Origin of the sequence: Amycolatopsis sp. DG1A-15b (assembly GCF_030285645.1) — a bacterium.
GTDB lineage: Bacteria > Actinomycetota > Actinomycetes > Mycobacteriales > Pseudonocardiaceae > Amycolatopsis.
Genome location: NZ_CP127296.1, coordinates 9,057,620 through 9,079,361, shown reverse-complemented (window position 1 = coordinate 9,079,361; position 21,742 = coordinate 9,057,620). Strand labels below are relative to the sequence as shown.

The 21,742-nt window shown below is 70.9% G+C and carries 22 protein-coding genes and 1 pseudogene; 10 read left to right on the top strand and 13 right to left on the bottom strand.

Annotation, left to right across the window (positions count from 1 at the left end; all coding sequences use genetic code 11):
• Nucleotides 1-40 precede the first annotated feature (40 nt).
• The 6 genes from QRY02_RS42160 to QRY02_RS42135 form a co-directional block, all read right to left on the bottom strand.
• Nucleotides 41-1,321, bottom strand: coding sequence for a cation:proton antiporter (locus tag QRY02_RS42160; protein WP_285988270.1), 1,281 nt, complete (start codon nucleotides 1,319-1,321; stop codon nucleotides 41-43).
• Nucleotides 1,318-2,583 carry a cytochrome P450 family protein gene (locus tag QRY02_RS42155; protein ID WP_285988269.1) on the bottom strand — a complete coding sequence of 422 codons (1,266 nt, stop codon included), beginning with the start codon at nucleotides 2,581-2,583 and terminating at the stop codon, nucleotides 1,318-1,320. The genes QRY02_RS42160 and QRY02_RS42155 overlap by 4 nt, the downstream gene beginning before the upstream one ends.
• Nucleotides 2,580-3,650: an alpha-hydroxy acid oxidase gene (locus tag QRY02_RS42150; protein WP_285988268.1), complete on the bottom strand. Its 1,071-nt coding sequence runs from the start codon at nucleotides 3,648-3,650 to the stop codon at nucleotides 2,580-2,582. Before QRY02_RS42150 ends, QRY02_RS42155 begins: the two co-directional genes overlap by 4 nt.
• Nucleotides 3,650-5,185: an NAD(P)-binding domain-containing protein gene (locus tag QRY02_RS42145; RefSeq protein WP_285988267.1), complete on the bottom strand. Its 1,536-nt coding sequence runs from the start codon at nucleotides 5,183-5,185 to the stop codon at nucleotides 3,650-3,652. The genes QRY02_RS42150 and QRY02_RS42145 overlap by 1 nt, the downstream gene beginning before the upstream one ends.
• Before the next feature lie 176 nt (nucleotides 5,186-5,361).
• Nucleotides 5,362-6,285 carry an aldo/keto reductase gene (locus QRY02_RS42140; RefSeq protein WP_285994079.1) on the bottom strand — a complete coding sequence of 308 codons (924 nt, stop codon included), beginning with the start codon at nucleotides 6,283-6,285 and terminating at the stop codon, nucleotides 5,362-5,364.
• 50 nt (nucleotides 6,286-6,335) lie between these two features.
• A complete protein-coding gene (locus QRY02_RS42135) occupies nucleotides 6,336-6,737 on the bottom strand; it encodes a MerR family transcriptional regulator (protein WP_013222802.1) in 402 nt (133 codons plus the stop codon).
• An 83-nt stretch (nucleotides 6,738-6,820) separates the two neighbouring features.
• On the opposite strand from QRY02_RS42135, the gene QRY02_RS42130 reads away from it, so the two are divergent.
• On the top strand, nucleotides 6,821-7,438 hold the full coding sequence (locus QRY02_RS42130; protein ID WP_285988266.1) for a TetR/AcrR family transcriptional regulator: 618 nt from the start codon (nucleotides 6,821-6,823) through the stop codon (nucleotides 7,436-7,438).
• Here QRY02_RS42130 and QRY02_RS42125 read toward each other — a convergent pair.
• Together QRY02_RS42125 and QRY02_RS42120 are read right to left on the bottom strand one after the other, a co-directional pair.
• Nucleotides 7,411-8,685 carry a hypothetical protein gene (locus QRY02_RS42125; RefSeq protein WP_285988265.1) on the bottom strand — a complete coding sequence of 425 codons (1,275 nt, stop codon included), beginning with the start codon at nucleotides 8,683-8,685 and terminating at the stop codon, nucleotides 7,411-7,413. The two genes, QRY02_RS42130 and QRY02_RS42125, sit on opposite strands and share 28 nt — an antisense overlap.
• On the bottom strand, nucleotides 8,682-9,257 hold the full coding sequence (locus tag QRY02_RS42120; RefSeq protein WP_387053374.1) for an RNA polymerase sigma factor: 576 nt from the start codon (nucleotides 9,255-9,257) through the stop codon (nucleotides 8,682-8,684). The genes QRY02_RS42125 and QRY02_RS42120 overlap by 4 nt, the downstream gene beginning before the upstream one ends.
• Before the next feature lie 76 nt (nucleotides 9,258-9,333).
• Between QRY02_RS42120 and QRY02_RS42115 the strand changes: the two genes are divergently transcribed.
• On the top strand, nucleotides 9,334-10,728 hold the full coding sequence (locus QRY02_RS42115) for a hypothetical protein (RefSeq protein ID WP_285988263.1): 1,395 nt from the start codon (nucleotides 9,334-9,336) through the stop codon (nucleotides 10,726-10,728).
• Here the strand turns inward: QRY02_RS42115 and QRY02_RS42110 are convergent.
• Genes QRY02_RS42110 through QRY02_RS42100 form a run of 3 tightly spaced genes read right to left on the bottom strand, consistent with a single transcriptional unit; the run spans nucleotide 10,710 to nucleotide 12,737 of the window.
• Complete coding sequence (locus QRY02_RS42110; protein ID WP_285988262.1) at nucleotides 10,710-11,651, bottom strand: pentapeptide repeat-containing protein; 942 nt, start codon at nucleotides 11,649-11,651, stop codon at nucleotides 10,710-10,712. The genes QRY02_RS42115 and QRY02_RS42110 overlap by 19 nt on opposite strands.
• A 34-nt stretch (nucleotides 11,652-11,685) precedes the next feature.
• Nucleotides 11,686-12,309, bottom strand: a complete 624-nt coding sequence (upp, locus tag QRY02_RS42105; protein WP_285988261.1) for a uracil phosphoribosyltransferase — start codon at nucleotides 12,307-12,309, stop codon at nucleotides 11,686-11,688.
• 5 nt (nucleotides 12,310-12,314) lie between these two features.
• Complete coding sequence (locus QRY02_RS42100) at nucleotides 12,315-12,737, bottom strand: protein-tyrosine phosphatase family protein (RefSeq protein WP_285988260.1); 423 nt, start codon at nucleotides 12,735-12,737, stop codon at nucleotides 12,315-12,317.
• Between the two features lie 85 nt (nucleotides 12,738-12,822).
• Here QRY02_RS42100 and QRY02_RS42095 point away from each other — a divergent pair, with 85 nt between their 5' ends.
• The 6 genes and pseudogenes from QRY02_RS42095 to QRY02_RS48755 all read left to right on the top strand — a co-directional run.
• Nucleotides 12,823-13,437: a DUF1707 SHOCT-like domain-containing protein gene (locus tag QRY02_RS42095; RefSeq protein ID WP_285994078.1), complete on the top strand. Its 615-nt coding sequence runs from the start codon at nucleotides 12,823-12,825 to the stop codon at nucleotides 13,435-13,437.
• A 4-nt stretch (nucleotides 13,438-13,441) separates the two neighbouring features.
• On the top strand, nucleotides 13,442-13,636 hold the full coding sequence (locus QRY02_RS42090; protein WP_285988259.1) for a hypothetical protein: 195 nt from the start codon (nucleotides 13,442-13,444) through the stop codon (nucleotides 13,634-13,636).
• A gap of 94 nt (nucleotides 13,637-13,730) precedes the next feature.
• Complete coding sequence (gene deoC / locus QRY02_RS42085) at nucleotides 13,731-14,705, top strand: deoxyribose-phosphate aldolase (RefSeq protein ID WP_285988258.1); 975 nt, start codon at nucleotides 13,731-13,733, stop codon at nucleotides 14,703-14,705.
• Nucleotides 14,705-16,138: an aldehyde dehydrogenase family protein gene (locus QRY02_RS42080; RefSeq protein ID WP_285988257.1), complete on the top strand. Its 1,434-nt coding sequence runs from the start codon at nucleotides 14,705-14,707 to the stop codon at nucleotides 16,136-16,138. Before deoC ends, QRY02_RS42080 begins: the two co-directional genes overlap by 1 nt.
• A complete protein-coding gene (locus tag QRY02_RS42075; RefSeq protein ID WP_285988256.1) occupies nucleotides 16,131-16,997 on the top strand; it encodes an aldehyde dehydrogenase family protein in 867 nt (288 codons plus the stop codon). The genes QRY02_RS42080 and QRY02_RS42075 overlap by 8 nt, the downstream gene beginning before the upstream one ends.
• Before the next feature lie 394 nt (nucleotides 16,998-17,391).
• Nucleotides 17,392-17,580 (top strand): annotated as a pseudogene (locus QRY02_RS48755) (beta family protein); the annotation flags it as partial.
• Here the strand turns inward: QRY02_RS48755 and QRY02_RS42070 are convergent.
• Nucleotides 17,546-18,406, bottom strand: coding sequence for a GH12 family glycosyl hydrolase domain-containing protein (locus QRY02_RS42070; protein ID WP_285994077.1), 861 nt, complete (start codon nucleotides 18,404-18,406; stop codon nucleotides 17,546-17,548). The pseudogene QRY02_RS48755 and the gene QRY02_RS42070 sit on opposite strands and share 35 nt — an antisense overlap.
• A gap of 75 nt (nucleotides 18,407-18,481) precedes the next feature.
• Nucleotides 18,482-19,120, bottom strand: coding sequence for a TetR/AcrR family transcriptional regulator (locus QRY02_RS42065; RefSeq protein WP_285988255.1), 639 nt, complete (start codon nucleotides 19,118-19,120; stop codon nucleotides 18,482-18,484).
• Between the two features lie 177 nt (nucleotides 19,121-19,297).
• Between QRY02_RS42065 and QRY02_RS42060 the strand changes: the two genes are divergently transcribed.
• Both QRY02_RS42060 and QRY02_RS42055 read left to right on the top strand, forming a co-directional pair.
• On the top strand, nucleotides 19,298-20,518 hold the full coding sequence (locus tag QRY02_RS42060) for a cytochrome P450 (protein WP_285988254.1): 1,221 nt from the start codon (nucleotides 19,298-19,300) through the stop codon (nucleotides 20,516-20,518).
• A 10-nt stretch (nucleotides 20,519-20,528) separates the two neighbouring features.
• The gene (locus QRY02_RS42055; RefSeq protein ID WP_285988253.1) at nucleotides 20,529-21,719 is read left to right on the top strand and encodes a cytochrome P450; all 1,191 of its coding nucleotides are present in this window, start codon (nucleotides 20,529-20,531) and stop codon (nucleotides 21,717-21,719) included.
• Nucleotides 21,720-21,742: the final 23 nt, after the last annotated feature.

Genomic DNA, 21,742 nt, shown 5'->3' with positions numbered 1-21,742 from the left:
GCACCGATCCATCTTGACAGTTATTTCCGAACTTGAAGAATCAACTTTTCCCGGTCACCGGAACGGGCTCGACCGTCAGGAGCAGCTCGGTGCTCCCCTTGCGGGCATCCCGCCGGTCGAGCCAGGCCAGCACCGGCGCGGTCATGATCGTGGTGACCAGCGCGACGAGCACCAGCACGGTGAACAACGCCGGCGAGACGATCCCGGCGGCGAGCCCGACGTTGAGCGCGATCAGCTGCATCAGCCCGCGGGCGTTGACCAGCACGCCGACGCGCGTGGCGATCGCCGGCGGCTCCCCCGCCAGCCGCGCCGCGCCCCAGGACGCGCCCAGTTTGCCGATGATCGCGACCGCCACCGTCAGCAGCGCGAAGGCGAGCAGCTTCGGGTCGGCGAGCAACGCGAACCGGGTGTTCAGGCCGGAGTAGGTGAAGAACAGCGGAACGAACACGATCGACCCGATCGGCATGATCTTCGCGAGCACGGCGTCGGAGGCCGCGCAGCGCGGGAACGCCACCCCGACGGTGAACGCGCCGAACACCGCGTACAGCCCGATGGTGTCGGTGAACCAGGCGGCCGCGAACAACGTCATCGCGGTGATGAGCACCCGCTGGTCGACGCTCATCCGCTCGCTGCCCATCACCCGGGTCAGCAGGCGCCGCCCGACGATGAACACCAGCAGCGCGAAGAGCAGCCCGCCGCCGAGGGCGAGCGCGATCGGCCCCAGCGACCCGGCGTGCATCCCCAGCACGACCGCCAGCAGCAGCCACGCGAGGACGTCGTCGAGCGCGCCGCAGGCCAGCGCCAGCGAGCCGAACCGGGTCCCCCCGATCCCGCGTTCGGTGATGATCCGGACCATCATCGGGAAGGCGGTGATCGCCACCGCCACCCCGACGAACGCGGCCGAGGTCACCAGCGATACGCCTTCCTTGCCGATGCCGACCCACGAGGTGCCCAGGATGGCGACGCCGACCCCGAGCGCCAGCGGGACCAGCGTCCCGGCCGACGAGATCGCCGCGACCGACTTCCGCGACTGCATGATGCTGTTCAGGTTGAACTCGTAGCCGGCCCCGAACATGTAGATGACCAGGCCGATCTGGCCGCCGACGTAGAGCAGCGACCGGATCGCGTCCGGGAACAGCGCCGCCTGGACGTCCGGCAGCAGCAGCCCGAACAGCGAGGGGCCGAGGAGCACCCCGGCGATCATCTCCCCGACCACCGGTGGCTGGCCGAGCTTGACCGCGACCATGCAGACCAGCCGGACCACCACGAGGATGGCCACGACGGCGAGGAAGAACGTGGGCGCCGCTTCGGACGGGCTCATCGGTTGCCTCCGGTGAAATAGGTCGAACACAGGGCTTGGCGACGGGCGTCGAGGACCATGTACGTGCCGAACACGAGCTGGGCGAAGCTGCGCCAGACGTCTTCCCAGCGGTCGCGGACCGCGAGCCACACCAGGGGTGCGCGCCGGTGGCGGCCCCCGCGGGGCGTGAGCAGCACCGGGCCGCGGTTGGGGATCGAGCGCGTGTGGGCGGCCGTCGAGGCGAGGCTGAAGCGGCGCAGCACTTCCCGCGTCACGACCCGCATGGTCGGCGGCGCGAGCCCCCGCGCCGGGCAGGCGCGGTTCTGCGCGACACCGAAGGGGATGAAATCGTCCTTTTCGGACTGGGCGGCGTAGGCCGGGTAGCTGAAGCACAGCACCGTTCCCGCCGGGATGGTCAGGTCCGCCACCTCGATGTCGGCGGTGGAGATCCGGTGCGCGATGCCGAACAGCGGGAACCGGCGGAGGCCGTCGTCGATGACGCGGTCGAGGTAGGCGTCGTCGTCCGGGTGCGCGGCGAGCCGCCGCTGGGTGTCCGGCGACTTCGCGATGATCATCAGCAGGTGCGCCATCGCCTCGGACATCTGCACGACGGCGGTGTTGAAGAACGTCCCCTGCAGGTAGTAGGCCTGCTCTTCCGGGGTCAGGGGCTCCGGCAGCGGGTGCGGGACGTCGGCGAGGCGCCGTCGCAGGTACTTCGTCAGCCGGGCCCGGCGGCGCATGTTCCGCGGCCGCACGCACTTGAGCGCCGAGACGACGTCGTCGGCGTGCCCGACGATGAGGTCGCGCGCCTCGGGCGGGCACGGCTCCTCGAACACCAGCTCGTGGTACAGCTCGGCCCAGATCGGCATCATCACGTCGCGCAGCCGGACGAGGCCGGGCTCGACGCCGTCGAGGACGTGCGCGGCCACCCGCCCGCCCAGCTCCTCGGAGTCCTTTTTGGACCGGATCAGGATGTGCCGGGTGCACTTGGCGACGGCGTCGTAGCGCGGCCCGGCCTCGAGGTGCTCCTGGTGCACCTGGGGCCCGGGCGCGAGCCAGTACCAGAACAGGTCGGACAGGGCGGCGCCGCGGCTGCGGCCGTTCGCCGCCGGGTCGGCGTAGACGCGCTTGAAGTCCCCGGCGCCGACCTGCGGGCCGGGGATCGTCACCGCGTCCTGGCCGTTGACCAGCGCGAAGATCTTCATCCGCAGCGCCACGACACGTTGTGGCAGCCAGACCGGCGCGGACACCGCCGCCGCGGCGGCCAGCACCTTGCCGATCACCGCCGCACCTGGTCCGGGGTGAGGTCGGCCGGGTGCCGCCCGCCGCACAGCGCGAGGGCCTGATCGAAGTCGTCCCGCAGCAGGTCCAGGACCTCGGAGACGCCTTCGCGGCCGCCCGCCGCCAGCCCCCACACGATCGGGCGGCCGACGCCGACGGCGTCCGCGCCCAGGGCGAGCGCCTTGACGACGTCGGTGCCGCGGCGGATCCCGCCGTCCAGCAGCACCGGCAGCGCACCTCCGACCGCCGCCGCGATCTCGGGGAGCACGTCGATGGTGGCGGGCACGGTGTCGAGCTGGCGGCCGCCGTGGTTGGACACGACGATCCCGGCGACGCCGTGGTGCACGGCCAGCCGCGCGTCCTCGGCGTGGAGCACGCCCTTGATCAGCACGGGGAGCTTGGTCCTGCCTCGGAGCCACGCGATGTGGTCCCAGTTCAGCCCGGCCGACATGACGATCTCGCGGACATGGCTCGCGTTGCCACCGCTGCGGTTTTCCCCCAGGTTGCGGAGGTTTTCCACGGCCAGCCCCGGCGGCAGGTCGTGGAAGGCGTTGCGGTCGTCGCGTTCGCGGCGGCCGAGCACGGGCGAGTCGACGGTGACGACGAACGCCTTCACGCCCGCGGCTTCGGCGCGGCGCACGATCGCCTCGGTGAACTCCAGGTCCGGCTGCAGGTAGAGCTGGAACCACAGGCCCGGGTCCGGCGCGGCCTCGCGGGCCGCCGCGGCGATGTCCTCGATCGCCGTGGTCGCGGCCATGCTGACGACCATGATCGTGCCCGCCCGCGCCGCCGCCCGCGCGGTGGCGAGCTCGCCGTCGGGGTGCGCCAGCCGGTGGAACGCCGTGGGCGCGACGAGGATCGGCATCGAGGACGGCGTCCCGAGCAGCTCGATGCTCAGGTCCCGTTTGTCGCTGCCGCGCAGCACCCGGGGCACCAGCCGCAGTTCCTGGAACGCCGTTTCGTTCTCGCGCAAGGTGATCTCGTCCTGCGCGCCGCCCGCGAAGTAGTCGTAGTGGACCGGGTCGAGGCGGCCACGGGCCGCCGCCTCGAACTCCGCGATCGTGCGCATCAGAGCTCCCGCGTGAAGAACGCGGTCAGCGGCTCGACGTGCACCTCTTTGTCCCACTCGTTCTCGAGGTTCTCGGTGACGTGGTGGGTCGCGACCAGCTCGCCGCGACGGTAGTGCCGGACGATCGGGTGCAGGTAGTGGCCTTCGCCGGAGTCGTTCGCCTTGTCCTGGGCGGCGCGCGCGACGAAGTCGAACGGGTCGATCTTGTCGTGGTCGGGACCGTAGTCGAGGGTGACGACGTAGGCGTCGGCCGGCGGGTCCTGGAGAACGCGGTCGACCGGCACCTCTTCGAGGTAGCGGGCGGTGTCGCCGTCCACGACCAGGACGTCGCCGAGGAAGCCGAACTGCTGGTACAGCGCGGAAGTCCGGTTGATTCGGGTGATCACCGCGCCGGTCAGCGCGTCCGGTTTGGCGGGCAGCTCGACGCTCGGCCACGGCGTGCCGTGGTGGCGCTCGTTCAGGACCTTGGCGAGTGCGCGGACGCCGTAGCGGAAGCCGTGGATGAACGCGCTGGTGGCCTTCTTGAAGTCGCGGACCTGCGTGATCGTGCCGGCGAAGTAGAGGCCGGGCACGTTCACCGACTCCCAGTCCGGGGTCTGCGCCGGGAAGCGGTCGTTGATGGTCAGCTCCGGGCGGCAGTCCTCGTCGAACAGCGACGCGTCGAAGCGGAAGCCGGTGCAGCCGATCACGCGGTCGTAGCGGATCTCCTTGATCACCTCGTCGGCGCGGGCGAAGGCGAACTTGACGTGGTAGCCGTCGGCGTCCTTGCGGACTTCGCGCACGTCGCCGTCGAGGATCGCGTGCTGGAGCTTCAGCTGGTACATGTCGAGGATGCCGGCGTTGTACGCGCGGAGGTGGCCGACGAAGTGCGTGCGCCAGGCCAGCTTCACCGGCCGCGGCCCGCCGACGTGCACGACCGCGGCCGTCTCGATGAGGTTGTCCGCGGTCTCGAACGCCGAGTTCCCCTTGCCCAGCACGAGGACGCGCTGGCCGGTGAAGCTCTTCGGGTCGACGTCGACGTCCACGTACTGGTCGATCAGCTCGACGCCGGGGAACTGCGGGATGTACGGCTTGGTGACGCCGGTGGCCATGATCAGCCAGCGTGCTTTGAATTCCTCGTCACCCGCGGTGAGGACGAAGCTCTCCTGCTCGCGGCGGATGCGCGTCACCCGGGTGTCGTAGCGGACGTTCACTTTGTGCTTCGCCGCGTAGTCGGCCACGTAGCGGAGGAAGTCCGGGGCGTCCGGGAAGAGCTTGTCGCTGTAGCCGGTGAAGACGAGCTGGTCGTCGTCGCCGTCGGCGAGGATGGAGTTCCAGTCCATCCGCATGCGCAGCTCCGGGTCGCTGTACCCGGTGTGCTTCTTGTTGATGGAGATGAGGGTCCGGTGCCGGGGGAAGGTCTCGAAGAAGTGCCCGGGCGCGGAACCGGCTTCCAGCACCAGGTACCGGTGCCCGGCGTGGCCGAGGTGCTGCCCCAGCTGCAACCCCGCCGGCCCGGCCCCGACGACCAGATAATCGAGCACTTCCTCCGCCACGACGACCTCCTGGGGCTCGGCACCGACCGCATGATCGGCGCCGAGCCTGCTCCGGAGATCTCAGAAAAGCCTCAGAAGTAAGTTACTTCCTGCCTGCGGCTGGTGACCGAAGCCGGAACTCGCGTGATCCGCCGCGTAAGCCGCGTGATCAGAGCCGTAACTCGCGTGTTCCGTGGTCACTTCCCGGCGGCGCGGGCGAGGCGCTCGGGGTAGCGCTCTCCCGCGATCGCGTCGGCCGGTGCGGCTGCCGCGATGGCGGCCAGGTCGTCCGCGGTCAGCTCCAGTGAAGCCGCCGCCACGTTCTCCTCGAGGTACTTGCGGCGCTTGGTGCCCGGGATCGGCACCACGTCCTCGCCCTGGGACTGGACCCACGCCAGCGCCAGCTGGCCCGCGGTCACGCCCTTCGATGCGGCCAGCTCGCGCAGGGCCTCGACGATCGCCATGTTCCGCTCGAAGTTGCCCTCGGCGAAGCGCGGCAGGCCGCGGCGCATGTCGTCCTCCGGCAAGTCGGCGACCGACGTCACCGCGCCCGTCAGGAAACCGCGGCCCAGCGGCGAAAACGGGACGATCCCGATGCCGAGCTCCCGGCACGTGTCCAGGATTTCGCCTTCGATCCCCCGCGTCCACAGCGACCACTCGCTCTGCAACGCCGTCACCGGGTGCACCGCGTGCGCGGCCCGGATCGTCGCCGCGCTCGCCTCGGAAATCCCGGCGTACCGGATCTTCCCGGCCTCCACCAGCGAAGCCAGCGCACCCCAGGTCTCTTCGATCGGCGTGTCCGGGTCGACGCGGTGCTGGTAGTAGAGGTCGATGTGGTCGACGCCGAGGCGGCGCAGCGACTCGTCGCACGACTGCTTCACGTACTCGGCGTCACCACGAGCGCCCATCGCCCCATCGTTCCACACGATGCCGAACTTCGTCGCGAGCACGACCTCGTCGCGGCGGCCGGCGATCGCGCGGCCGACCAGCTCCTCGTTGACGCCGTTGGCGTAGACGTTCGCCGTGTCGAGCAGCGTCACACCGAGCTCGAGCGCGCGGTGGATGGTCGCGATCGACTCCTCGTCGTTGTCGCGGACGCCGTAGGCCTGGCTCATCCCCATGCAGCCGAGCCCCTGGGCGCCGACTTCCAGGCCGCCCAGCTTCCTGTTCTTCACGCGGAAATCTCCTCCATACCGGGTTCCACGCCGAGCACCTTGCGCTCGACCTGGGCGTAGTTTTCGATCTTGTAGTCGAGGATGTCGAGACAGCCCTGCAGCTCCGCGATCCGCTCGGCGACCGACCGGCGCTGCTCCACCAGCAGGGCCTTGCGGCGGCCCGCGCTCGCGACACCGTGACGGCGCAGCGACGCGTACTCGCGCATGCTCTTGATGGGCATCCCGGTGGTGCGCAGCTTGGTCAGGAAACCCAGCCAGTTCAGGTCATCGTCGGAATAGGCCCGGCGGCCCGCGGTGTCGCGTGCGGGCGGGTCGAGCAGTTTGATGCGCTCGTAGTACCGGAGGGTGTCGATGGACAGTCCGCTACGTCGCGCGGCTTCCGCTATCGAGTAGCTCATGGCCCGACAGTACGACCTGGAGTGCACTCCAGGTCAAATTCCCGCGCTGGCCTTCTATAACACCGTTCCGATACGCTGCGTACATGGCGCGACCACGCACGCACGACGAGGCGCTCCGGCTCAAGCTGCTCGACCGGGCCGGCGAGCTGCTCGCGGCCGACGGACCCAAGGCGCTCTCCCTGCGCAAGCTGGCCGCCGACGCCGGGACGTCGACCACCGCCGTGTACTCGCTGTTCGGCAGCAAACCCGATCTGGTGAACGCCCTGTACACCGAGGGCTTCCGCCGCTTCGGCGCCCGGATGGCCGGGACGCCGCTGACCGGCGACGCCGTCGAGGACCTCGTCGCCCTCGGCAGCGCCTACCGCACGAGCGCGCTGGCCGACCCGCACCTCTACGGGATCATGTTCACCAAGTCGGTGCCCGGGTTCGAGCCGAACGAGGACGCCGAGAAGCTCGCCCGCGAAACGCTCAAGCCCCTCGAACGGATCATCCGCCGCGCCATCGCCGACGGCGTCTTCCTCGACGTCCCGCCCGAGACGGTCGCGGTCGGCTGCTGGGCCATCGTGCACGGCCTGGTGTCGCTGGAGCTGACCGGCAACCTGCCGGAGGGGTTCGACGTCACCGGCTCCTACGAGCGGGCCCTGCGCGCGAACGCCTCCGGCTGGCTGCGCCCTCAGACCAGCGGCAACGTCCCGTCGTAGACGACCGCGCCCCGCGCGTCCCGCGCCACCACGTGGACCTTCGTTTCCGGGTCGATCTTGATGTTCGCGGGGGCCCACACGACGACCATGCCGTCCACGACGTGGGCCTCGGGGCTCGTCCCGCCCCCGAAGTCGACGATCGCCGTCGTCGCCGTCACGGGCAGGGCCGCGGCGAACGGACGGAGGGCCTTCCCCGGCGGGGCACCCGTCTGGGGATGGCCCAGGGTGTCGACCACCAAAGGGCGCACCGGCGGCGTCTGCGGTCCGGAGCCGTTGTCGAAGGCCCGGACCCGCGTCTTCCCCGGCCGCCGGTAGTCGGGCTCGGTCGTGCACACCACGAACCGGTCGCCGTGGCGGCCCAGGACCACCCGGTACTCGTCCGTCTCGAGCAGCGGCCCCGGCGCGTACGCCGCGGCATCGGGGATCGCCTCGACCTCCGCCGCCGCCAGGCAGTCGCCCAGCGCCCGGCCCGCGGTGGACGTCCGGTCGGTGGTCACCGGCCGGTCGACGACCGAAAGCAGGGGCGGCGGCGCCGCGGGCAGCGTCTTCGCGTCCGGTTGCATCGGCTTGCCGATGGTGAGCGTCGTCCGCGCCGGGGCGCTCCGGGTCACCCCGACGAACTGGCGGGTGACCGGCGAGAAGTAGATGGTCTGCGACTGGTTCTCGCCGTCCTCGGTTCGCGAATCGAGAAACAGCCCCTCCCCATCGGGGGCGAGGATTCCGCCGACCATCCCGGTCGCGCTGTGCAGCAGCAGCCCCGTGCGCGTGTCCGGGGCGTAGGCGGGCGTGGCTTCCGGGTCGGACAACGTCACGGTCGTGTCGGTGGTCTCACAGAACATCGGCTTGCCGGCGGCGGTCGCCGCGACCACCGAATCCGGCTGCAGGACGGTCGTGAACAGCGGGACCCATTCCTCGCGCGGGGGCACGCGGTCCGCCTTGCCCGCCGCCTGCACCGCAGCCCAGCAGCGGTCCAGGGACGAGGTCGCCACCTGCACGTCGAGGGTGAGGGGGTTGGGGACGTCCTCGCTCGGCGGCGGTTCCGGCGCGGGACCGGCCACGGGCTGCTGCCGGATCACCTGCGTCGCCACGATCGCGCCCGCGGCCAGCACGACGACGGCCGCGGCGGCGACGTACCAGACGTGCGCCGGGCGGCGCTTCGCGATGCTTTGGCGGACTTCGGCGCGCAGCCGCATGCGGACGTCGTCGGGCAGCTCACGCCGGGGCGGCAAATTCAGGCCGTCGCTCATTTCCCTGCCTCCTTCAGCAACGTACGCAGTCGTGCGCGGGCCCGGGACAGGTGGGCGCGGACGGTGACCTCGGCGACCGTCAGCAACGCGGCCGCGTCGGCGACGCTCACGTCACCGAGCAGGCACAGCTCGACGACCTCCCGCTGCGCCTTCGGCAGCGTCCGGACGGCCTCGACGATCTCGCGCAGCCGCTGCTCGCCGTCGAGCCGCTCGGCCACCGCGTCAGCGTGGTCGGACACCACCGGCGGGTCCGGGATCTTCCGCAGCAGCCGTAGCCGTCTTCGCACCCCGCGGTATTCGTCCCGGGCCGCATTGGCGGCGACCGTGTAGAGCCACGGCAGGGCGCTGTCTCGCACCAGCGTGACGTCGGCGCGGCGGCGCCAGGCGGTCAGGAAGGTGTTCGAGGTCAGGTCCTCGGCCGCGCTCCACGAGCCCGTCAGGCGGTAGGCGTGGTTCCAGACGGCCTCCGCATGGCGTTCGAAGAGCTCGCTGAAGGCCACTTCGTCGCCTTCGGACGCCCGGTTCCACAGTGTCCGGTCACCCACCGGCGCCCCCGTCGCTTGGCTGGTCACACCTCTCAGTGGCCGGCACCGGTCCGGATGTTGCGCGCAACTTCCGCGAACCGGACGGCCACTTCCGGTCGTGATCATGGAGCAGGTCCGGACGACGGACAACCTTCGCCTGCGGCTGCCGGCGGCCACGGCGTGCGTGTCGGCGGTGGTGTTCCTGCTGGCCCGGCCGCACCTCGTCGACGACACGTTCATCACGCTGTCCTACGCGCGGAACCTGGCGTTCCACGGGCACTGGGGCCTGCTGGCCGACGCGACGTCGAACTCCGCGACATCACCGGCGAACGTCCTCGCCTTGGCGGCGTTGACGTTCGTGGTGCGTGACGCCGTCTTCGCGGCCGGGGTGCTGTACGTCCTGTGCCAGGTCGCGCTCGTCCTGGCCCTGCGCCGGCTCGGCACCGCCTTGCCGCGCTGGTTCCCCGCGCTGACGTTCGCGGCGCTGACGGTGAACCCGCTGCTGCTGTCGTCGATCGGGCTGGAGGTCGCGCTCGGTGCGGCGGTGCTCGGGTGGCTGACGGTGTTCGCCGTCGAGCGGCGGCCCCTGGCCTTCGGTCTTGCGGCGGGCGCCCTCGCGCTCGTGCGGCTGGACCTGCTGATCTTCGCGTTCGTCCTGGGGTTCTGCGTGCGCTCCGGACGTGCCGTGCTCGGGGCCGTGCTGGTCGCCCTGCCGTGGTTCGCCTTCAGCTGGGTCGTGCTCGGCGCGGCGGTGCCCGACACGGTCGTCATCAAGACGCTGCAGGGCGCGCAACGGACGTGGGGCGACTGGGATTTCGGCAACGGCCCGCTCTTCTACGCCCGGACCGCGTTGTGGACGACCGTGCTGTCGTTCCTGCCGACGGCGGTGGTGCCGCTCGCCGTCCGGCGGTCGCCCGAGCTGCGGCCGTTCGCGCTCTTGGCCTTGGGCGGGGCGCTGTACCACGGGACGTACGTGCTGCTGAACGTCCCGCCGTACCACTGGTACTACGGCCCGGGCATCACGACGGCGACGGTCTTCCTCTGCGCGTGGGCTTCGGGCCGGCTCGCCGTCGGCGGAGTGCTCGCGCTGGTGGCCGCTTCCGTGGTCGCGTACGCGGCCCCGGGACTGCCGCGCGAGTTCGCGCCGCTGACGTCCAACTACGCCTCGACGGCGAAGTACACCGAGATCGGCCGCGACCTCCGCGCGCTGGCCGGGTCGCGTGTGATCGGCAGCGCCGGGGAGATCGGCGTGCTGGCCTACACGTGCGAGTGCGCGATCGTCGACGTCTTCGCCGACCGGGGCCTGCTTCCCGCGGCCATCGAAGCCCGCGGCGCCGGGAACCGGTGGGTCCGCGCGGCGCTGCGAGTCGATTACGCGTTCTTCGACTTCGGCGTCCGGCCACGCCGGCCCGACCTGGTGCTCCGGCGGTTGCCGGTCCCGCCGCCGGACGCGCTCGCGCACTGGACGCTCGACGCCCCGACACTCGGGACGCAGGAGCTCTACTTGGTGCCGGTCTGAGGAAGCTCCGGCTCGACCGCGAACGTCGCGCCTTCCAGGTCGAACTCGTGCTTGCTGTGCTCGAACACGACCTCGGCGGCGAACGTGGTGTGGTGGAACCGCATGCCACCCTCCGACCGCGTCCGCGCGAAGCGGGCAACGCCCTCGAAGCGCGCCCAGGAGAAGTACGCGCCTGCGGCGAAAACCGACCGGTCGAAGTTCGCCAGCTCGGTGAAGCGGGTGCCGTAGAAGCCGGTCTTCTGTGCGAAGGTCGTCCCCCGCATGTGCACCGAGCCGATGAACGTCGCGTGGCTGAAGTCCGCCACCGCCACCTCGCAGCCGCTGAGGCGGAAGTCGACCAGGTTCGCGCGCTGCAGGTCGATCGACATGCCCGGCCAGAACGCCGGGTGGTCCGCCGCGAGGTGGGTCTTCAGCAGTTCCTGCGCGGCGAGGCGGACCTGAAGCTCGGCGGCGTCGTAGTCGGCGTCCTCGTCCGCGCGCCGGACCGCGTCCGCGCCGCGGATGCCCTTTTTCGGGCTCTGGAAGGGCATCCGCAGGTAGGCGCACAGCACGTTCACGATCGTCTGGCGCTGCTTCGGGTTGTCCTGCCCGAGCCGCTCCAGCGCGTACAGCCCGCCGAGCCGGACCGGAGCCTTCTCGCTGCCCAGCTGCTCGACGGCCTTCGTGTACAGCTCGGTGACCCGCCGCTCCTCCAGGTCCCGTTCGGTGACGGACGCGACGCGGGTCGTCTCGGCCAGCTGCAGCTCCAGCGTGCGCTGGCGGCGCGTCGCGAGCCACAGCGCGAACACGCCGCCCGCGGCCGCGCCGACGCCGAACGCCGTCTTGACCGCGTCGATCCGGACCGGCGCGTCCGGCCGTCCGGACCAGGCCAGGAACAGCCAGAGCAGCGCCCCGGTGACGGCGGCGACCGCGACGGCGGTCACGGCGATCCACCGCCACTTCAGGACCGGCACCGGCTCAGACGGCGCCGTACTGGCGGTCACCCGCGTCGCCGAGACCCGGGACGATGAAGCCCGAGTCGTTGAGGCGCTCGTCGATGCTCGCCGTGACCACCCGGACCGGCAGGCCCGTCTTCTCCAGGTGCGCCAAGCCCTCCGGCGCCGCGAGCGCGCAGATCGCCGTCACGTCGTCGGCGCCGCGGTCGGTGAGCAGGCGGATCGTGTACTCCATCGAGCCGCCGGTGGCGAGCATCGGGTCGAGCACCAGCACCGGCCGGTCGGCGAGCGATTCCGGCAGGGACTCCAGGTACGGCGTCGGCTTGAGCGTCTCCTCGTCGCGCGCCAGGCCGACGAAGCCCATCTGCGCGTCCGGGATCAGCTTGTGCGCCTGGTCGGCCATGCCCAGCCCGGCGCGCAGCACCGGCACCAGCAGCGGCGGCTTGGCCAGCTTGTAGCCGTCGGTGCGGGCGACCGGCGTGTGGATCTTCTCGATCTTCACCGGCACGGCGCGGGTGGCTTCGTAGACCAGCATGACGGTCAGCTCGTGCAGCGCGGCCCGGAACGCGGCGCTGTCGGTGCGCGCGTCGCGCATCGTGGAGAGCCGGGCCTTCGCGAGGGGGTGGTCGACGACGTGCACATCCATGCGGGTCAATCTAGCCGTTTCGCGAAGCTCTTCACCCAGCCGCGCTGCCAGGGCGTTTCGACGGCTCGCTCGTGGTAGTGCTGCCTGGTCCAGGCGACGGCCCGGTCGGCGGGGACGCCGGAGAGGATCGCCAGGCAGGCCATCACCGTCCCGGTCCGTCCCGCGCCGCCGTAACAGGCGACCTCGACGGTCTCGGTCTTCGCCCGTTCGTGGAGGGCCTTGATCTGGCGACGGGCGTCCGCGGGGCTCGTGGGGAGCAGGAAATCGGGCCAGGTGACCCATTCGTGCGGCCACGTGATGCCCCCGCCGTGCTTGCGCCGAAGCCGGCTCGTCCCCAGGTAGAGCCCGAAATCGGGCTCGGGTCCGTCGGGGCGGGGGCGCGCCAGGCCACGCCCGTGTACGCGGGTGCCGTCCGGAAACTCGACCATGGGCTCAGTGTCCTCCGGAAGATGGACACGCAGGGTGGTTTTCGCCGATAGGCTGCGCCGGGTGAGCGAACTGACGCCCGACCAGATGCGGGCTTCCGACGCGGACCGCGAACGCGTCGCCCAGGTGCTGCACAACGCCCTCTCGGAGGGCCGGATCACGGTCAACGAGCTGGAAGAACGGCTCACGACGGTCTACGCGGCGAAAACCCTCGGCGAGCTGAAGCCGGTGACGGCCGACCTGCCGACGTCGTCCGCGGCCGTCGAGCCGGCGACCACGCGGGCCCTGGGCTTCCCGGACCAGCGCATCGGCGGCCACCCGGGCTCCCCGGTGTCGATCGGCGTGCTGTCCGGCGCGGTCCGCAAGGGCAGCTGGGTCCTGCCCCCGCAGCACAACAGCTTCGCGTTCTGGGGCGGCGCGGAGATCGACCTGCGGCAGGCGCGGTTCGCCGACAAGCACTGCACGATCACCGCGGTGGCGATCATGGGCGGCATCCAGATCACCGTCCCGGACGACGTCAACGTGGACGTCACGGGCCTCGGCCTGATGGGCGGGTTCGTGCTGGAGGACAAGTCGGGCGCACCCCCGGCCCCGCCGACGGCCCCGACGGTGAAGATCAACGGCCTGGCGTTCTGGGGCGGGGTCGTGGTGTACCGGAAACCGGCTCGGCGGACCGAGCCACCGCAGATCGAAGGGGACTGACGTCATGCGCACTTTCACCCGGATCGCCGTGGCCGGCCTGTTCGCCTCGGCCGCCGTCCTGACCGCCGTCCCCGCCTCCGCGGCCCAGCCCGCCTGGTGCTCGGACAGCGACTCGCCCTGCACCGCGCCGGCTCCGCTCGCCGCCACGCCCGACGGCTGGTGCGTGCTTCCCGGCACGGACATCTGCCGTCGATATTGACACTCATCACCTGAAGCGTCACACCGGGTGACTCAGCTCCGGCCGCCGCGCTGTCGGGACCGCGCTGCCGGACCCGCCGCCTAGACTCAGGCGCATGACAGCCACGACCAGCACGTCAGCGGCGCCGGCCACCCCGGCACCGCTGGTGGACGCGACTCGCGACGACGCGAGCCTGCGCCGCTTCCTGCTCGGGCTGCCCGGTGTCGACCAGGTCGGCGTCGAGCAGCGCGCGGCGGGCCTCGGCACGCGCAGCATCAAGAAGGACGCCAAGCGGTGGGCCATCGACACCGCCATCTCCATGGTCGACCTGACCACCCTGGAGGGCGCCGACACCCGGGGCAAGGTCCGGGCGCTGGCGGCGAAGGCCGTCCGGCCCGATCCGGACCGCCAGGACACTCCGCGCGTCGCCGCTGTCTGCGTCTACCCGGACATGGTCGAAACGGCCGTCGAAGCGCTCAAGGGCAGCGGTGTCCACGTCGCGAGCGTCGCCACCGGCTTCCCGGCCGGGCGCACTTCGCGGGAGATCAAGCTGGCCGACACCAGGATCGCCGTCGAGGCCGGCGCGCACGAAGTCGACATGGTGATCGACCGCGGCGCCTTCCTCGAGGGCCGGTACATGGACGTCTTCGAGGAGATCCAGGCCATCAAGGCCGCCTGCGGCGACGCCCACCTGAAGGTCATCCTCGAGACCGGCGAGCTGGCGACCTACGACAACGTGCGGCGCGCGTCGTGGCTGGCGCTGCTGGCCGGCGGCGACTTCATCAAGACGTCCACCGGCAAGGTCTCCCCCGCCGCGACGCTGCCGGTCACCCACATCATGCTGCAGGCCGTCCACGACTGGCACCGGCAGACCGGCGAGCTGCGCGGCGTCAAGCCCGCGGGCGGCATCCGGACGACGAAGGACGCGATCAAGTACCTGGTCGCCGTGCACGAGGTCGCCGGCGAGCCGTGGCTGACCCCGGACCTGTTCCGCTTCGGCGCGTCCAGCCTGCTCAACGACCTGCTGCTGCAGCGCCGCACCCAGGTGGACGGCCACTACAGCGGCCCCGACTACGTGACGGTGGACTGATGCCTGTTTTCGAGTACGCACCGGCGCCGGAATCGCGCGCCATCGCGAATCTGAAGGATTCCTACAAGCCCTTCGTCAACGGCGAGTTCGTCGACGGCTCGGGTGAGCCGCTCAAGACGATCAACCCGGCCACCGAAGAGGTCCTGGCCGAGGTCGGCACCGCGTCCAAGTCCGATGTGGACACTGCGGTCAAGGCCGCGCGCAAGGCCTACACCAGCGTCTGGGCCAAGATGCCGGGCACCGAGCGCGCCAAGTACCTCTTCCGGATCGCGCGGCTGATCCAGGAGCGTTCGCGCGAGCTGGCCGTGCTGGAGAGCCTCGACAACGGCAAGCCGATCAAGGAGTCGCGCGACTCCGACGTCCCGACGGCGGCCGCGCACTTCTTCTACCACGCCGGCTGGGCGGACAAGCTGGAGTACGCGGGCTACGGCGCGAACCCGCGGCCGCTGGGCGTCGCGGGCCAGATCATCCCGTGGAACTTCCCGCTGCTGATGCTGGCCTGGAAGATCGCGCCGGCGCTGGCGACCGGCAACACGGTGGTGTTGAAGCCGGCCGAGACGACGCCGTTGACCGCGCTGGTCTTCGCGGAGATCTGCCAGCAGGCGGAGCTGCCGCCGGGCGTGGTCAACATCCTCCCCGGCGCCGGCGACATCGGCGCGTCCCTGGTGGAACACGGTGACATCGACAAGATCGCCTTCACCGGCTCGACCGAGGTCGGCAAGGCGATCCAGCGCCAGGTGGCGGGCACGGCGAAGAAGCTGACGCTGGAACTGGGCGGCAAGGCGGCGAACATCGTCTTCGAGGACGCGCCGCTCGACCAGGCCGTCGAGGGCATCGTAAACGGCATCTTCTTCAACCAGGGGCACGTCTGCTGCGCGGGCTCGCGGCTGCTGGTCCAGGAGTCGATCGCCGAAGAGGTGCTGGAGAAGCTGCACCACCGCGTCTCGACGCTGCGGATCGGCGACCCGCTGGACAAGAACACCGACATCGGCGCGATCAACTCCGCCGAGCAGCTGGCCAAGATCCGCGGGCTCGTCGAAGCCGGGGACGCCGAGGGGGCGCAGCGCTGGACCAGCCCGTGCCCGGTCCCGGACCGCGGGTTCTTCTTCGCGCCGACGGTGTTCGCGAACGTCCACCAGTCGATGCGGATCGCCCGCGAGGAGATCTTCGGGCCGGTGCTGTCGGTGCTGACGTTCCGCACGCCGGACGAGGCCGTCGCGAAGGCGAACAACACCCCGTACGGGCTTTCGGCGGGTATCTGGACCGAAAAGGGCTCCCGGATCCTGTGGATGGCGAACCAGCTGCGCGCCGGCGTGGTCTGGGCCAACACCTTCAACCGCTTCGACCCCACCGCCCCCTTCGGCGGCTACCAGGAATCCGGCTTCGGGCGCGAAGGCGGCCGCACCGGGCTGGAGGCGTACCTGAATGTCTGACCGAATTTCCGTCGCCAAGACGTACAAGCTGTACGTCGGCGGCAAGTTCCCGCGCTCGGAGTCCGGCCGGGTGTACCCGGTGACGGACGCGAAGGGCAAGTTCCTGGCGAACGCGGCGCACGCGTCCCGCAAGGACGTCCGCGACGCGGTGGTGGCCGCGCGCAAGGCGTTCCCGGGCTGGTCCGCGGCGACGGCGTACAACCGCGGCCAGGTGCTCTACCGGGTGGCCGAGGTCCTGGAGGGCCGCCGCGACCAGTTCATCGCCGAGGTTTCCGCGTCCGAAGGCCTGGCCGCGAAGAAGGCCGAGTCCACAGTGGACGCGGCGATCGACCGCTGGGTCTGGTACGCGGGCTGGACGGACAAGATCGCTTCCGTGCTGGGTTCGGCCAACCCGGTGGCGGGCCCGTACTTCTCCTTCACCGTCCCGGAGCCGACCGGCGTGGTGGGCGTCCTGGCGCCGCAGAGCTCGTCGTTGCTGGGCCTGGTCGAGGTCCTGGCCCCGGTCCTGGCGACGGGCTCGACGGCGGTGGTGGTCTCGAGCGCGGAGCGGCCGTTGCCGGCGATCACGCTGTCGGAGGTCCTGGCGACGTCGGACGTCCCGGGCGGTGTGGCGAACATCCTCACGGGCCACGCGGCCGAGCTGGGCCCCTGGCTCGCTTCCCACGGCGACGTCAACGCCCTGGACCCGACGGGAGCCGCCCCGGCGGACCGCCCGGGCCTGGCGCGCGAAGCGGCGAACACGGTGAAGCGGGTGCTGACGGTCCCGGAGGCGGAACCGGACTGGACCACGGCCCCCGACCTCACGCGGCTGCGGCGGTACCTGGAGGCCAAGACGGTCTGGCACCCGCTGGGCGTCTGAGGCCACGAGCGGAGGCCACCACCCGAAGCAGGGTGGTGGCCTTCATTCTTGTTCAGCCCTGCTGCAGTTCGACCCGGGCCGGCTGGCCGACCACCTGGCCGCCCCGGCCGACCTCTTCGACACGGCTTGGCCGATCCCGTTCGGCCCGGTGGTCCGCAGCGACGCCACCGAACAGTCCGCCGCGACCCTGGGGCGCCTCGGCGCCGAACCGGGAGCCGGAGTCGCCGTCCGGTCCGGCCGGGCGCGGCCGACCGGGACACCCTCGGCCGGCTCGTCGAGCGGCCGTGCCCGCACCGCCGGCTCTACTCGCGAGAGCGGATGCCGGACTTGAAGAGCGACGAGTCGGCCCGCGGCCGCGCTTTCCGCGTCGTGTGCCGCCACGTGGCCCGAATCGGCGGGCTACGCCGGCCCGGACTTCTGCTGGGGAGATCGCGAAATCCACGAGGTGGCGGCGGGCGCCGGGAGGGCTCTGGGCGACACCAGCAAGCCGATCGCGTTCGCGACCTCCCACCACCTGGCCTACCTGGCCACCGCGCCGCGGCTTGACGCTAGCTCATCGTCACCGAGAAGTCCGACAGCGTGAACCGGGCCTTGCCGCCGCCGGTCGAGCAGAACTCGATGCCGTAGCCGATCTGGTTGACCGTCGGGTTCGCCGGGATCAGGCCCTTGCCGATCGCCCACGCGATCATCGCCTTCAGGTCCAGACTGCCCGAATACTGCGTCGAGCGGGACACGAAGGCCACGTACCCCTCGTCGTCGGCCCAGACGTCGTACGTGGAGCCGCCCGCCGCGTACGTCGTCAGCTTGTCGCCCGCCGGGAGCTGCTTGCGGTTCTCCGTCCAGACCATCAGCTCGCTGACGCCGGCGCCGTTGCCCACGCCGTTCAGCCAGAGGTCGTAGGCCACGTCGTAGACGCCGGTGCCCGGGCCGCGACCGGCGAAGGTGGATTTGATCACCGAATAGTCGTTGAACGGTTTTCCGTTCTGGTTGTTGATGTCCTTGTGCACGTTCGGATAGGTTTTCACCGACGTCGAATCGGGCTGGGTGGATTCGACGTACCAGTTGTCGTACGCGCACGCCCGCAACGTTTCCGGGCCCGCTTCCCCGGCGTTCCACATGTTGTTGTGGACGTAGTAGCCGCCGTCGGACCAGCCGCCGTCGGGGTCGCTGGTGCTGAACTCCGGCGTGCGGCAGCTCCGGACCGCCGTGGTCGACGGCGGCGGTGGAGCCGACGGAGGTGCAGGTCGAGACGTCGAAGACGCCGGCGGCGAAGAAGCAGGGGCCGTCACCGAAGAAGACGCGGGCGACGGCGACGGCAGCGAAGCCGACGCGGCCGCCACGCCGTCGACGGGCGCGCCGCCGCACCCGGAGAGCACCGGGAAGGAAATGGCCAACAACACGGCCAGCATTCTTCGTCGCATTTTCCCGCCCGTAGCTGCAATTTCCGGCAGAACGAGGCGGACCCTAACACGGAAATGGGCGAATCATTCGGGGTCGAGGTCGCCCGACGTGATCGGGCGGCCGGGCAGCGGGGAACCCGGCCGCGCACTGAGGCCGTCGATCATGATGCCGACGCACCGGCGGGCCGCCATCTCCGCGACCTCCGGCGCCTTCGCGCGCATCTGCCGCAGCAGCGTCGCCAGCAGGATCGCGATGTCGCCGGACCCGACGTCCTCGCGGAGCCTGCCCTCGGCCTTCGCCCCGTCGACCAAGCCGTCGAGGACCACCAGGATCTCGTCGCGCAGCCGGCGGACCTCCGGGTCGTTCTTCATGATCACCAGCGCCCGGTGCGACACCATGGCCAGCTGCACGCTCAGCTGCAGCGCCACCGAGTGGCGCAGCAGGCGCTCCAGCGCGCGCCACGACGACGTCTCCTCGGCGGCGATCGCACGGGCGTCGATCAGCACCCGTTCGAAGTTGTCCATCGCGACCGCGCGGACCAGCGCGTCGCGGTCCGGGAACCGGCGGTAGAGCGTGCCGACGCCGACGCCGGCCGCGCGGGCGATCTCCTCCATCGGCACCTCGGGACCGGAAGCGGCGAAGATGCTCTTCGCGGCGGCCAGGATCTGGTCGCGGTTGCGCCGCGCGTCCGCCCGCAGGGTGGTCTCGGGGTCTGCCGTCATGCCGTTCGCCTTCCGCTGAATCGCGCCGGGTGATTCTCGCACGGTCAGCAGGCCACGCACCGCCCGCGCGAATGGGTAGCGGGCACCTAGTGGACGACTTCCTTCCGCTTCGGTACCTTGGACAGAGAACCGGAATGTAATCCTCCGCATACTTTCCGTCCGATTTAGGGGTCCGAAATGACTGATCTGGCCGAGCCCGCGACCCGGGACGACACCTTTCCGCTGGCCCGCACCTGCCCGTTCGCCCCGCCGCCGGCGTACGAGAAGCTCCGCGAGGCGGGGCCGGTCCACCGCGTCACGCTGCAGTCCGGCCAGGAGGCCTGGGCCGTGACGCGCCTCGAGGACGTCCGGACCGTGCTGAACGACCCGCGGTTCAGCTCCGACCGGTTCAACCCCGGCTTCCCGATCCTGACCCGGGAGGGACGTCCGCAGCGCCGCCGCTTCACCGCGTCGCTGATCAACATGGACCCCCCGGAGCACGGCGCCGCGCGCCGCGAGGTCGTCGGCGAGTTCACCGTCAAGCGCATGAAGGCGCTGCAGCCGCGGATCCAGCAGATCGTCGACGAGCACATCGACGCGATGCTGGCCGGCTCCAAGCCCGCCGACCTGGTCTCCGCGCTGAGCCTGCCGGTGCCGTCGCTGGTCATCTGCGAGCAGCTCGGCGTCCCGTACGCCGAGCACGACTTCTTCCAGTCGCGCAGCTCCACCCTGCTGAACCGGGAGGTGACGCAGGAAGCGCGGGTGCAGGCCGTCGAAGAGATGCAGAACTACCTCGACGAGCTGGTCACCACGAAGGAGGCGAACCCGACCGACGACCTGCTCGGCCGCCAGATCCTCAAGCAGCGCGAAGAGCACGGCGACGTCGCGCACGACGAGCTCGTCTCGCTCGCCTTCCTGCTGCTCCTCGCCGGGCACGAGACGACGGCGAACATGATCTCGCTCGGCACCGTCGCGCTCCTGGAGAACCCGGACCAGCTCGAGATCATCAAGAACGACCCCGGCAAGACCCTCGACGCCGTCGAGGAGCTGCTGCGGTACTTCACCATCGCCGAGTTCGCGACCTCGCGCGTCGCCACGGAGGACGTCGAGATCGGCGGGCAGCTGATCCGCGAAGGCGAGGGCGTGCTGGGGCTGAGCTACTCCGGCAACCGCGACGAAACCGCGTTCGAGAACGCCGACGCGCTCGACCTCGAGCGCGGCGCGCGCCACCACGTCGCCTTCGGCTTCGGCCCGCACCAGTGCCTCGGCCAGAACCTCGCCCGGATGGAACTGCAGATCGTCTTCGACACGCTCTTCCGCCGCATCCCGGACCTCAAGCTGGCCGCCCCGGTGGACCAGCTGCCGTTCAAGCACGACTCGTCGATCTTCGGCCTCTACTGCCTGCCCGTGACCTGGTGAGGGAGACGTCATGACCGCGGTCCACGAATTCCCGATGACGCGCACGTGCCCGTTCGCCCCGCCGCCGGCGTACGCCGAGATCCGCGACGAGGACCCGGTCACCCGGGTGGGGCTGCCCGACGGCAGGCAGGCCTGGGTGGTCAGCAGGCACGAAGACGTCCGGGCCGTGCTGAACGACCGGCGGTTCAGCGCCGACCGGCAGCACCCGGACTTCCCGCAGCTGGTGCCGGGGTTCCGGCGGCCGGACGACGAGCGCACCATGATCACCATGGACGCCCCCGAGCACGGGCCGGCCCGCAAGGCCGTGCTCGGCGAGTTCACCGTGCGCCGGATGGAGGCGCTGCGGCCGCGGATCCAGGAGATCGTCGACGAGCGGATCGACGCGCTGCTGGCCGGCCCGAAGCCGGGGGACCTGGTCGAGACGCTCTCGCTGCCGGTGCCGTCGCTGGTCATCTGCGAGATGCTCGGCGTGCCGTACGCCGACCACGACTTCTTCCAGACCCACACGGCGAAGCTGATCAAGCGCGACACGCCCCCGGAGCAGCGGCGGGCCGCAGTCGACGCGGTGCGCGAGTACATGAGCGACCTCATCGCCGGGAAGGAGCAGAACCCGCCGGACGACCTGCTCGGGCGGCAGATCGTCAAGCTGCGCGAAGAGGGCACCTACCGGCGGGCGGCGCTGGCCGCGACCGGGTTCCTGCTGCTCGTCGCCGGACACGAGACGACGGCGAACATGATCTCGCTGGGCACCGTCGGGCTGCTGGAGAACCCGGACCAGCTGGCCCTGGTCCGGGACGACCCGGGCAAGACGCTCGACGCCGTCGAGGAGCTGCTGCGGTACTTCACCATCGTCGACGCCGCCACGGCGCGGCTGTGCGTCGAGGACGTCGAGGTCGGCGGGCAGCTGATCCGGGCCGGCGAAGGCGTGCTCGCGCTGGGCTACGCGGCCAACCGCGACGGAACCGCGTTCGAAAACCCCGACGACCTGGACATCGAGCGCGGCGCGCGCCACCACGTCGCCTTCGGTTTCGGGCCGCACCAGTGCCTCGGCCAGAACCTGGCCCGGATGGAACTGCAGATCGTCTTCGACACGCTCTTCCGCCGGATTCCCGGTTTGAAGCTGGCCGCACCGGTCGACGACCTGCCGTTCAAGGACGACGCGGCCATCTACGGCCTGTACCGGCTGCCGGTGACCTGGTAGAGACGAACTGCCAAACCACCACA

What these genes read in the sequence shown, in the direction of transcription:
- QRY02_RS42125 (WP_285988265.1), bottom strand. Translation starts at nt 8,685, where the DNA reads ATGAGCGACGGCCTGAATTTGCCGCCCCGGCGTGAGCTGCCCGACGAC.
- QRY02_RS42115 (WP_285988263.1), top strand. Translation starts at nt 9,334, where the DNA reads ATGGAGCAGGTCCGGACGACGGACAACCTTCGCCTGCGGCTGCCGGCG.
- QRY02_RS42130 (WP_285988266.1), top strand. Translation starts at nt 6,821, where the DNA reads ATGGCGCGACCACGCACGCACGACGAGGCGCTCCGGCTCAAGCTGCTC.
- QRY02_RS42095 (WP_285994078.1), top strand. Translation starts at nt 12,823, where the DNA reads ATGCGGGCTTCCGACGCGGACCGCGAACGCGTCGCCCAGGTGCTGCAC.
- QRY02_RS42065 (WP_285988255.1), bottom strand. Translation starts at nt 19,120, where the DNA reads ATGACGGCAGACCCCGAGACCACCCTGCGGGCGGACGCGCGGCGCAAC.
- deoC (WP_285988258.1), top strand. Translation starts at nt 13,731, where the DNA reads ATGACAGCCACGACCAGCACGTCAGCGGCGCCGGCCACCCCGGCACCG.
- QRY02_RS42160 (WP_285988270.1), bottom strand. Translation starts at nt 1,321, where the DNA reads ATGAGCCCGTCCGAAGCGGCGCCCACGTTCTTCCTCGCCGTCGTGGCC.
- QRY02_RS42140 (WP_285994079.1), bottom strand. Translation starts at nt 6,285, where the DNA reads ATGGGGATGAGCCAGGCCTACGGCGTCCGCGACAACGACGAGGAGTCG.
- QRY02_RS42060 (WP_285988254.1), top strand. Translation starts at nt 19,298, where the DNA reads ATGACTGATCTGGCCGAGCCCGCGACCCGGGACGACACCTTTCCGCTG.
- upp (WP_285988261.1), bottom strand. Translation starts at nt 12,309, where the DNA reads ATGGATGTGCACGTCGTCGACCACCCCCTCGCGAAGGCCCGGCTCTCC.
- QRY02_RS42150 (WP_285988268.1), bottom strand. Translation starts at nt 3,650, where the DNA reads ATGCGCACGATCGCGGAGTTCGAGGCGGCGGCCCGTGGCCGCCTCGAC.
- QRY02_RS42070 (WP_285994077.1), bottom strand. Translation starts at nt 18,406, where the DNA reads ATGCTGGCCGTGTTGTTGGCCATTTCCTTCCCGGTGCTCTCCGGGTGC.
- QRY02_RS42100 (WP_285988260.1), bottom strand. Translation starts at nt 12,737, where the DNA reads ATGGTCGAGTTTCCGGACGGCACCCGCGTACACGGGCGTGGCCTGGCG.
- QRY02_RS42135 (WP_013222802.1), bottom strand. Translation starts at nt 6,737, where the DNA reads ATGAGCTACTCGATAGCGGAAGCCGCGCGACGTAGCGGACTGTCCATC.
- QRY02_RS42055 (WP_285988253.1), top strand. Translation starts at nt 20,529, where the DNA reads ATGACCGCGGTCCACGAATTCCCGATGACGCGCACGTGCCCGTTCGCC.
- QRY02_RS42075 (WP_285988256.1), top strand. Translation starts at nt 16,131, where the DNA reads ATGTCTGACCGAATTTCCGTCGCCAAGACGTACAAGCTGTACGTCGGC.
- QRY02_RS42080 (WP_285988257.1), top strand. Translation starts at nt 14,705, where the DNA reads ATGCCTGTTTTCGAGTACGCACCGGCGCCGGAATCGCGCGCCATCGCG.
- QRY02_RS42090 (WP_285988259.1), top strand. Translation starts at nt 13,442, where the DNA reads ATGCGCACTTTCACCCGGATCGCCGTGGCCGGCCTGTTCGCCTCGGCC.